Source organism: Nocardia gamkensis NBRC 108242 (assembly GCF_001612985.1).
In the GTDB taxonomy this organism is placed as follows: Bacteria; Actinomycetota; Actinomycetes; order Mycobacteriales; family Mycobacteriaceae; genus Nocardia; species Nocardia gamkensis.
This window is the reverse complement of sequence record NZ_BDBM01000073.1, coordinates 26,684-33,377: the sequence shown is the minus strand read 5'-3', so window position 1 is coordinate 33,377 and position 6,694 is coordinate 26,684. Positions and strand designations below refer to the sequence as shown.

Here is a 6,694-nt window from a genome sequence, read left to right as displayed (position 1 = left end):
GCCCGCGCCGCCCGGACGCGGGCCGGTGCCGCTGCCACTCACGTAACCGGCCCTACCGGGAGCCGCAGCGCTCTTGACGCCGACCGCCTTGGTGCCCATGGCGCCCAAGGCCGCCACACCGACCAGGGTGCCGCCCGCCGCGGTGAAACCGGAACCGCCGCTGCCGACGATCGCGACGGCCGGAGTGGCCAGTCGCATGAGCGCGGGCAGCACGAACGCCACGCTGCACAGCAGCACGATCGCGACCAGCATGCGCTGGGCCTGCTCACCGTCGGGCAGGCCGCCCGTCGGGGTGAGCGAGTCGACGTGGCCCGCCGTGGTGAACGCGATCATGTAGACGATCGCGGCCACCGGTTTCCACAGCATGAAGGCGATGATCCAGCCGATCAGCTTCTGATAGGACTGCTTGCCGATGTTCATCCCGGAGGCCGCCGCCGCCAGCGGCAGCACTCCGGCCGCGATCACCAGCAGGCCCTGCCGCACGATGGCGAGCACGATCTGCGCCAGCGCGCCGAGCAGGCCGACAATCGCGATGATCAGCACGAGGCCCGGCGAAAACGCTTGCAGCTTACTGGTTTTCACCATCAACTCGGCGAGGTCCTTGGCATTGCCGTTGGTCGAGTCGTCGATGATCCACTCCGCGAAGCGGTCCGACGCCTGCGTGCCCGCGACGATCACCGCGCCGAGCATCCAGGAGCTGAATATGACGCGGGTGAACATCCGGAACGATTCGGCCGCCTCGTTCATCGCGGCCCCGCGTCTGGCTTCGGCCAATCGCGCCCCGGAGAGGATCACCGACGCTATCAACAGCAGGATCTGCGCTTGATAGGTGTAGTCGTTGATCTTGGTGAACAGCGAACCGGAGTCGCTGGCCGCCTCGTTGGGCACCTTCATCCAGAAGGTCAACGCCAGGATGATGGCCTCACCGAGACCGTTCATCAGCGAATCGACCACCTTGCCGAAGGTGGAATCCCAGGCCTTGTCCTTCACCGCCGTCGCCGCCTGGTCGGGATGCGAGGCGGCATTACCCGCCTTGCAGGCGGCGGACGCGGCGTCGCCGAGGCTGAAGCCGGGCAGTCCGACGCCGTCGAGAGTGTCGTGTATTTCGTTGCACGTATCGTCGAAGCCGTACGTCTGTCCGTAGGCCACGGTCGGAGTCGCGATCATCACTGTGAAGATGACCGCAAGGATTGTGACTAGCCGCCTCACCATTGTGTCCACCCATCGATCGAACCGATCGTCTCGAGCGGCTGTGCGTCGCCCGCGGACGACTTCAGTTTCCAGCCGCCGTCACGCCATATCACGTTGAGTCTCATGGCCACCCAACTTCGCCCGCCGTGCAGGAATTCACGGGTCTTGCGGGCGACCCGAACAACAGCGAAATCGTCACCATAGCTTTCGATTCGAAAAGCGTCGGACGCGTACAGCAGTGGTTTGGCACTCTCCGGCAAGACGTCGGGCACTCTGCCCGCGGCGATCTTGCGCTCCCGATCGGCAAGCTCCTCGGGCGCGAGGATCACCAACTGTTGCCACAGCGTGCGGTCAGTGGGTCGTGCCACGGTCCTCCAGTAGATCTGCTCGGCGGCCAGCGCGGCGCCCTGCGGAGTCTTGGCGAAGCCCGACGGCACACCGTTGTCGATGCGCGCCGGTCCATCGGTCGTCGAGAAGGGAATGATCGGGCCGCCGTATACCTGTTGCCAACCGCCCGGCTGATTCGTCCCGCCCGGCGCACCGGTTTGCCACTCCGGATCGGTCGGCGTCCGCGGCGAGCCCGACTGCGAAAGAGCTTGTCCGGCGGGATTGTCGGAGATATCGAAACGATGGCCGAAAGAGTCCGCACCAGAACTGACGAATGACGACTCGGCAGTCGGACCGTCAGACTGATTCGCCGATGTTGTCGTCCTTTGCGCCACCGGATCATGTGGCGCGTCATCCCGGACGGCAACCACAGTGACGACTGCGGCCACCGCCACCGCGAGTACGGCACCCGCGCCCAGCACAGCCGGCGGCATGTGCCCGGAAGGCCTTCTGCGGCTCACCACTGCGTCCACCCCGTCAGCGACTCGAGATACTCCATCTGCGTGTTGTTGGTGGTCGACGGCTTCAGGCGCCAGTCGCCCGCGTCCCACACCATCACCAGGCGCGTGGCCACCCACAGCCGTTTGCCGTCCACCACCGGTCCCCTGGTGGCCAGCCGGACGATGGCGAGATCGTCGGCGTAGTCGTCCACTTTGAACGCGTCCGAGGCGACGAAGTAGCGGGTCACTTTCTCCGGCTGCTGCTCGGGCAGGCGGTCGTCGGCCAGCGCCTTGTCGTAGGCGGCGATCTGCTGGGCGGAGACGCGGACCTGGCGCACGTACAGGTCGCGGTCGGCGGGACGGGCATTGAGCCGGTAGGTGATCTGCGCCGCGGCCAGTACCGCGCCCTGCGGGGTGTGCGCGTACCCGACGGCCAGGTCGTCCTCGATCCGCGTCGGCCCGTCGGAGGTGGAGAACGGGACGGAGGCGCCGTACACCCGCTGCCAGCCGTGCGGTTCGGCGGTGCCCTGCGGCGCCGCGGTCAGCCAGTCCGGGTCGGTGGGCTTGCGCTGCCGGGAGGGATCCTGCGGAAGCGGTTGTCCGGCAGGGTTGTTCGGGATGTCCACCCGCCTGCCGAGGATGTCCACCTCGGGGCTCGCGAAGCCGGTGCCGCCGGAACCCTCGGTGACGGCGGGGGCACCGCCTGCCTGCTCCTCGTCGCGGCTGACGAAGACGAAGATGCCGACCACCACGATGAGCGCCAGCACGGCGGCGGAGGCGACGATGCCGAAGGAGACACGGTCGCGCGCGTACGACTCCCTGTCGCTCACGTCGGTGCCTCCACTTTCACGATGTCGGTAGGTACTGCGTCGATCGGATCGATGGGTCTGGCGGTCGAATCCGGATCGGGCAGCCGTAATCTCCAGTCCTCGCCGAACCACTCGACGGCCGTGTGGTGCACCGCCTTCGATCGGTCGGAGTACTCGGTGTACACGTCGACGGTGGAGTGCCGGTCGGTGTAACCGGTGATCTTGTAGCCGAGCAAACGGGGCGCGAACTCCGGGGCCGCCGGGCCCGTGATCGACAGCTGTACCCGGTTGATCGCCCACTCGTCCTTGGCAGCGCCCGGAACGACCTCTCCGGCAGCCACTTTCGCCCATTGTGTGTCGGCGGCTACCGCCAGCCGCACCGAATGGGTCAGCGCGGCGATGGCCGCGCCGCGCGGCGAGTGCTCGAAGCCGGTCGCCGCGCCGTCGGCCGTCGATCGCGGCCCCTGGCCGGTGTGCGGCAGCGGCACGCCTTGGAACGGCTGCCACCGCACATCGGTGGGTGCGGCCGAGAGGTCCGGCCCCGCCGGGTCCGCGTTACCGCCGCAGCCGACCGCCGCGAACAGCAGCGCGGCGCCGACGACGCCGGCCGCGGGGCGGCGGATGTCGCGCCGCCACGCCGCGGAATCCGCCGGCCGCAGTACTGTCGAAGTCATTCCCGCGTCGTCCCCGTCCCGCTCCAGCGGCTCACGCGGGCAGGAACGCCAGGGCGATCCCCGACGCCGTGCTCGCCACCACAGCACCCAGCAGGCTCATCAGCACGCCGTGTGAGGCGTCGTTCATGGCCAGGTCGCTGCGGAAGGTCAGCCACAGCTTCCCCGCGGACACGATCATCCAGGCGAGGCAGACCAGAAGGACGAACCACAGCAGCCAGTTCAGCAGCTGCATCAGCGGTGCGAGGACGTCGGCGGGCATCTGCTTGTAGGCCAGCAACTCGGCCGCGGGCATGCGCACGGTACTCATCGCGACCTCAGGTCCCGATGACGGCGTTCATGATGGTGCCCGCGCTGGTGGCGACCACGCCGCCGATCATCGCGCCCGCCACCATCTTCGGCGACTCCAGACCACCGCCGGTCCACTTCTCCCAGGCGAACTTGCCACCCGCGTAGACGATGCCGCAGATTCCGGACAACAGCACGAACCAGGTGAGATACCGCACCAGCTGCAGGATCTTCTCCGAGCCCGGCGGCGCCTCCGGCGTCGGATTACCGACTTGCGCGAGGACGGTGCCGTACGTGTCCTGCACGGCGAGGAGGAGCGTGCTCATCGGATGCCTTTCTCGAATAGTGGGTGGTTGTCGCCGTTTCGATGCGGACGATCACTCATCGGGCGGCTTACGGAGATCCGGTGACCGGCGGTCGTAGTCGGCCTCCTCCAGTGCCGTCCGAGCGGCCGCCACGATGTCGGCGCCGAGCTCCCGGACATCGAGCGGGACTTCCTCCAGCAGATCGAGCTTGCGTTTCCTGGATGGCATCGGATCACCGGGCGACCACACCGGCAGCTGCTCCGGTTCGACCAGCGTCCACTCCTCGTACCACGGCACCTGCCACACCTGTCCGGCCAGGGAGCCGACCACGTCGCGGTAGCGCCGGATCTCGGGAGCCATCCGGCCGGGCCGCGCGGCGACGGTGATCAGGCCGAGCACGTCGGAGGGACCGGCGAAACCCGAAAGATGTTGGCGCAGAAGGTCGTGCGCACGGGACAGACCGGCGATGGTCTCTCTGGCGACGAGGACGACGAACGGACTTTCGCGGTCGAAGACGCCGGGCCAGCGGCGGCCCGAATCCGCCGCGGGCGCAAGCACATGCGCGAGGGTACTGGCTCCGGCGCCCCCGTGCACACCCAGCAGCCAGACCAGCGGCGCACGGCCGACACCCGGCACGGGGCGGTCCCAGATGGCGGCACGGCGGGACTCCGGCGGGGCGATCACACCGGCGGGAGCGGGGTCGGGCTGACGCGGAAAAATCATGGCGGCGGTCATGATGCCACCCCTGCGAGCAAGCGCCCATATGCCCGGCGCGTCTCGGCGGCCAGCGAGGCGTGCCGCACGAGCTCGCCCCGGGCCAGGTGCGGATCGTAGGGAATCTCCTTGATATCGCGGACCCAGCCGGACAAGTGCTCGCGCAAATGTTCGGCTACCCGAGAGTCATCGCCGGGGTACTGGTGGGAGACGACGATCGTCGTGTCGCCGACGACGCCGCCGCCGTGTCCTTCCCCGGTATCACCGAACTGGTCGTCGAGCCATTCCAGCGCGACCCGCAGGCGGTTGGCCGCATCAGTGCGCGCCGGAATGGCAAGCACCAGAGCCACATCCGCGTCATCGAGCAGGGGAAGCAGTTGCCGGGCGGCAATCGGATGTCCTCCGTCGTAGACGGCGGTGTATCCGGCGTCGCGCACCGCACGGGCAACCGTGAGATAGGTCGCACGCCTGCGCAGCGGCGCGGCGTCGCGCCAGAGCAGGCCGATGCCCGAAGTCGCGCGCGACAGGCATTCCTTCAGCGGGGCGGGTTCGTCGTCACCGCGCCCGTACAACCAGGATTGCAGGCTGATCGGGTGCAGATGCTCGTCCGCGCCGCGCAGCGCGAGATCGCTGCCCGCCGTGGTGGCGTCCACCGCGACCGTCGGGGTACCGCCCGTACCGAGTTCGCCCGCCAAACCCAACGCCGTCGTGGTGGTGCCCGCACCACCACACCCCCCGACCACCAGGATCGGCCGCTGCGCCGGGTGATCCGCCTCGGAGCCGTCATCCTTGCCGCGCCGCAACCGCACCACCGGAGCCTTGGAACGCACCGGCCGGCTCGGCGCAGCGCCCTCCCCGGGCGCTTCGTCGAGCCAGCGGCTCCAGTCCTCTCCCATCGCTTCTGCTCTCCTTTATCCGGCCGCGATACCCGTGATCAGGGTGCGGCCGTCGATCACCGCGGTGGTGACCGTCTGCCTGTTGTACGTGGCGGGCGCGCCGCCGGGCCGGTATTCGGTGACCTCCACCGAGTACCGGTTGTCACCGACCGTCACGATCCGCACGCAATGTGTCGTGCCCGCCGGGACGGAGTCGATGCCCCGCTGGATGACCCAGGCGGGCTGGACGTTGGCATCCGGCGCGACGACCGCGCGGGCTCGCTCCCCGGAGCGTTCCACGTAGTACGCGTACTGGAACGACAGCACCACCTCAGGCCCGGAGCTCGTGCCGCCCGCCTCCGCGCTGCGCACGATCGCGTCACTGCGCTCGGTCGGGCAGGCGCCGGAACCCACCGCGCGCGGATTGCCGACCGCCTGGGCGCCCCCGACGGTGAGCTGCACCGAGGCGGACACATGCGAGTCCCTCGGCAGCGCGGCGCGATCGGCGGCAGCGCGCAGCAGGAGCAGCACACCCACGGCCGCGACGGCGATGATCAGCACCGCCGCGATCACGATGAGCAACAGCCGGGCCCGGCGCACGGCGGGGTGGTCGCGGGCGGCCTTCCGCAGCGCACGCGACTCCGCGGGACGAGGCTGCTCGACCGGCTCGTGCTCGTCGTCGGCCCACGGGAACGGCACGGGATCGACCGGCCGGGGCGCGACGTAGTCGTCGTCCGGACCGGGCGCATGGCCGGTCACCACCCAGTCCGACCACCCGCCGGTGAACTCGCTGCGCTGGGCCGGCAGGTCCGCAGGGACCTCCTCGGGCTTGCGCTGCCACGGCTCGGCTTCGTCGCGGATGTAGTCCGGGAAGCGCGCGGGCCCCTCGTCGTCCGCGGGGATGATGACGTTCGCCTCATCGGGCTTGTCCTTCTCCGGTGCACCGGTCTCCGGCTCCAATGCGCCGTACCAGCGGGAAAGCTGTTTGTACGACTTCAACATTCCCCCATTCCC

The 6,694-nt window shown here is 69.1% G+C and carries 9 protein-coding genes; all 9 read right to left on the bottom strand.

What is annotated here, in order from left to right:
• A partial coding sequence (locus tag NG1_RS32890) for a conjugal transfer protein TraG N-terminal domain-containing protein (RefSeq protein WP_245660151.1) occupies window positions 1-1,167 on the bottom strand: 1,167 nt, incomplete at its 3' end.
• Between the two features lie 38 nt (window positions 1,168-1,205).
• Window positions 1,206-2,051 (bottom strand): DUF8175 domain-containg protein, encoded by an 846-nt coding sequence (locus NG1_RS32885; RefSeq protein WP_157114380.1) that lies wholly within the window; start codon window positions 2,049-2,051, stop codon window positions 1,206-1,208.
• On the bottom strand, window positions 2,036-2,848 hold the full coding sequence (locus NG1_RS32880) for a DUF8175 domain-containg protein (RefSeq protein ID WP_062977460.1): 813 nt from the start codon (window positions 2,846-2,848) through the stop codon (window positions 2,036-2,038). Before NG1_RS32880 ends, NG1_RS32885 begins: the two co-directional genes overlap by 16 nt.
• The gene (locus NG1_RS32875; protein ID WP_245660150.1) at window positions 2,845-3,501 is read right to left on the bottom strand and encodes a DUF8175 domain-containg protein; all 657 of its coding nucleotides are present in this window, start codon (window positions 3,499-3,501) and stop codon (window positions 2,845-2,847) included. The genes NG1_RS32880 and NG1_RS32875 overlap by 4 nt, the downstream gene beginning before the upstream one ends.
• A 31-nt stretch (window positions 3,502-3,532) precedes the next feature.
• Entirely contained in the window at window positions 3,533-3,808 is a 276-nt protein-coding gene (locus tag NG1_RS32870) for a hypothetical protein (protein WP_040867663.1), read from the bottom strand.
• A 7-nt stretch (window positions 3,809-3,815) separates the two neighbouring features.
• Window positions 3,816-4,112 carry a hypothetical protein gene (locus NG1_RS32865; RefSeq protein WP_039799032.1) on the bottom strand — a complete coding sequence of 99 codons (297 nt, stop codon included), beginning with the start codon at window positions 4,110-4,112 and terminating at the stop codon, window positions 3,816-3,818.
• A 51-nt stretch (window positions 4,113-4,163) separates the two neighbouring features.
• Window positions 4,164-4,826 carry a DUF6668 family protein gene (locus tag NG1_RS32860; RefSeq protein ID WP_062977458.1) on the bottom strand — a complete coding sequence of 221 codons (663 nt, stop codon included), beginning with the start codon at window positions 4,824-4,826 and terminating at the stop codon, window positions 4,164-4,166.
• Window positions 4,823-5,701 (bottom strand): MinD/ParA family ATP-binding protein, encoded by an 879-nt coding sequence (locus NG1_RS32855; RefSeq protein ID WP_040867667.1) that lies wholly within the window; start codon window positions 5,699-5,701, stop codon window positions 4,823-4,825. Before NG1_RS32855 ends, NG1_RS32860 begins: the two co-directional genes overlap by 4 nt.
• Window positions 5,702-5,716: 15 nt before the next feature.
• A complete protein-coding gene (locus NG1_RS32850) occupies window positions 5,717-6,682 on the bottom strand; it encodes a DUF8176 domain-containing protein (RefSeq protein WP_062977456.1) in 966 nt (321 codons plus the stop codon).
• Window positions 6,683-6,694: the final 12 nt, after the last annotated feature.